This is a genomic window from Mumia sp. (assembly GCF_028803055.1).
In the GTDB taxonomy this organism is placed as follows: domain Bacteria; phylum Actinomycetota; class Actinomycetes; order Propionibacteriales; family Nocardioidaceae; genus Mumia.
Genome location: NZ_JARBCJ010000142.1, coordinates 1 through 3,372, shown reverse-complemented (window position 1 = coordinate 3,372; position 3,372 = coordinate 1). Strand labels below are relative to the sequence as shown.

2 protein-coding genes are annotated in these 3,372 nt (G+C 67.5%); both read left to right on the top strand.

Annotation, left to right across the window (positions count from 1 at the left end; genetic code table 11):
* The first annotated feature begins 138 nt into the window (after positions 1 to 138).
* Positions 139 to 2,784 carry a hypothetical protein gene (locus PV363_RS13155; protein WP_220341598.1) on the top strand — a complete coding sequence of 882 codons (2,646 nt, stop codon included), beginning with the start codon at positions 139 to 141 and terminating at the stop codon, positions 2,782 to 2,784.
* A partial coding sequence (locus PV363_RS13150) for a hypothetical protein (protein WP_301022542.1) occupies positions 2,753 to 3,372 on the top strand: 620 nt, incomplete at its 3' end. The genes PV363_RS13155 and PV363_RS13150, both read left to right, overlap by 32 nt.

The window sequence follows — 3,372 nt, the reverse complement described above, 5'->3', positions numbered from 1 at the left end:
ACCACCGCGTCCGGTTTCTGCCTCGCCGATCGCCGATCGCCGACCGGCCGAGCAGGCGCGCCTCGGAGACGTTTACCGCGACCTGTGACTTCGCTACAGTCCGTACGGTCCGTGACCTCTTAGGAAGGACGACTCGGGATGCGCGTTGAGGACGGCGGCGGCAGCTCATCTCTGCTCATCGCGGGTTTCGAACGGCACGACGTCTCCCCAGGCACGATCACCTCGCAGGCCGATGCCGTCGCGACACCGGCCGGTGACGTCGAGAACTTCAACGCCGACCTCACCAAGAAGCACAACACCGCCCGCGAAGGCGTGGCCGGTGTGATCGCCACGGCGATGGAGGGTGCGGACGCGCCGACCAAGAACCAGGCACGCACTCTGATCCAAGGCATCACCATCGGGGCCGGCGCGATCCGGCACTTCGGCACCGCCGTCGAGACCTTCAACGGTGCGGTCGACGGACTCAACAACCAGATCCGCTCCGAGAAGACGCGCGAGGATCAGCTGAAGAAGAAGGCGGCGCTCTCCGGTCAGCACGCCGGCGCGGTCGAGACGCTCCAGTCCGCCGCCCGCACCGCCAAGGGCCAGCTGACCGACCCGCTCGATCCCAAGCACGTCAGTGCTCTGTATGCCGCCGGCGCCCTCCCCTCCTTCGCGCCCGCGATGTTCAGCAACGTCGCCGACTTGACCAAGGTCAAGCTCACGGCGCTTCCGGTCGACCTCGCCAACATGACCGATCGCGAGCAGGCCGACTACATCAAGCAGAACGCCGCGACTCTCGATCCCGCGCTGATCGCGCTGTTCGGTCCCGCGGCCAAGCAGATGGTGGCCCAGGACGTCGGCGCCGCGATCAAGAACAAGGCGATCGACCGCGCCACCGTCGATGTCCTCAGCTCTCTCAAGAACGACCCGGCGTTCGCCAAGGCGCTCTACAGCACGGTTACCCCCGACGAGTTCTCCAAGGCGATCGCCCACATCAACCTGGACCTCTTCGGCGTGGGCCCCGACCGCAACGGCGCGACCTTCCCTGGCACGGCCAAGGACAAGCTCGCGCTGTACGACGACTTCATCGACGCCGCCGGCGTGACCCTCGCGACGTACAGTCGCACGGTCGACGCCGACAAGCTCACCGACACGTGGTTCGACGCGATCACCGACCGGGACAACCCGACCAACGCCGCCGCGCTGACGCTGCTGCTGCGTGAGGGCGGCGAAGCCGGCGGCGAGTACGACGCGGCCTTCATCTCGGACCTCAGCAGCAGGGTCCTGGACTGGGAGCGCGACCAAGACGATGCTGTCTGGGGTCCTCTGGCCGAGGCGAGCGGGCAGTGGATCCGCGATCCCGACCGTGTCACGCTCAACGAGTACACCTTCAACAACGGCTACGAAGACGAGACCAACTACACCTTCGAGGGTGGCCACGCGACGGACGGTCTCGCCAACCTGCTCGGGGCGATGGGCAGCTCCCCCGAGGGCGCCCAGCGATTCTTCAGCGACGGAGACGGCGTCGACGACGATCGCCTCGAGTACCTCATGTTCAAACGCACCTTCTCCTCCGAGGGAGTGACGCGGAGCGACGAGGGAGACGGCCTGGGTGAGGCGCTGGAGGCGGCCACCACGGGGCACCTGCGCTCAGGCGAGAACAGCGGTCCCCCTTCGCTGGGCGACTACACCGACGAGCGTGCTGCCGCACTGGCGTCGAAGGTGTTCACCCTGATCGGAGAGAACAGCGGGACGGGCAACACCGACCACCTCCTCGATCCCAAGAAGCAGGGCACCGGGGGCGGTGGCATCGGCGACGAGTGGCACATGTGGAGCGAGATGCGCGACAGCATCGGCAACATCGGCGCCGGTTACGCCGAGGACGTCTATCGCACCCTCGCGAACGGCCAGGGCGTCGATGGTGACGGAAAGCTCACCGTCAGCTACGACAACCTCAACGCGGTCCTCGGCGAGATCGGTCGGGGCGACGACAAGTCGGGCATCGAGGTGCTTGCCACGGCGCTCGTCATCGAGGGCAACGACCGCATGGGTGAGGAGATCGCCGAGTACGAGCGCGAGGCGATCGCCGAGTGGCGGGCAGCCCACCCGAACCATCCCGCGGGCGAGCCGCTCCCTGCCGAGGTGATGAAGAACATCAAGAACGCGTCCGTGCTCGCCGAGGACAGCGCGGACCGCGAGCTCACCGACGTGGTGGAGGACAACGGACGTGTGCTCGGTCGGCTGCTCGGCCAGTCCGTCACCGTCGACATGGATGACGAAGAGGCAGCGGCGGCCCGGGCGGCGCTGGCGGCGAAGGCGTTCGATGTCGCGACCGGTTTCCTGCCCGGCAACGAAGTACTCGGACAGGGAGCGTCCGAGCTCGCCAAGACGGCCTTCGACACCGCGAAGTCACAGGGTCTCGACGCGATCAAGAGTGGTGTCACGAGCGCTCCGGCACCGACCTCGGACGCCTACCGCGCCACCACGGACAACGCGTGGCGCGAGAACCTGCAGGGCGGGTTGGCCAACGTGCTCGTCCAGTACGGCTACACCGCAGGCAACGACGGGCAGGACCTTCCCCGAGATGCCCTCGACAGCAACGGCCACGTCAAGCGTGAGTTCGTGGCGGAAGGTGGGACGGCGCCGACCTCGTGGCACGACTGGTGGGACAGCGACGCCGGCAACAACTACGGCACCTTGAGAGAGTCGATGGACCAGGCGTTCAACAATGCCGAGGAGGAAGCTGTTGAGGACGCCAAGAATCGCGAAGATGACGGCAACCAAGAGTCGCGCGGTGGGTGAGATGCGCCGCAGGTTCCGTGCCGTGGTTGCCCTCGCGGTGCTGTCCCTGGCGCTCGCCGGGTGCGACAGCGGCTCCGATCGCGCCGACGGCGACGAGGCGGTGCAGATGGTCGACGGCTTGGTCTGCGGCGTGTTCGACGTCGACATCGTGGAGGCTGTCGTCGAGTCGGACGACTACACCGCCTCCGGCACCGGCGTTCCCGAGATCGGTTCGGCGCCCGACTCCGGCCGCATCGAGTGCTCCATCGGTGTGGGTGAGGACGACTTCGACCACCGCGTCCGGTTCTCTGCGTCGCCGATCGCCGACAAGGCCGAGCAGACGCGGGTGGAGGCACGCGAGGCTGCCGCCTTGGCCAGCAGCCGGCAGAAGATCGGCGAACAGGGCGGGCACTGCTTCACCTCCCCGACCCTCGACGCTCTCGGGTCGGGTTACGTGTGCCGCACCGACGGACGCACGCAGACCAGGGTCGTCCTCCCCGACCGCTTCGTCTATCTGACGCTCTTCGGGGAGAACGGCACCGACGATGCCGTGGTAGCGGCTGCCGTGGACCTCATCGAGAACGCGCGAGGAAACCTGGCGGCGAGGGA

What these genes read in the sequence shown, in the direction of transcription:
- PV363_RS13155 (WP_220341598.1), top strand. Translation starts at nt 139, where the DNA reads ATGCGCGTTGAGGACGGCGGCGGCAGCTCATCTCTGCTCATCGCGGGT.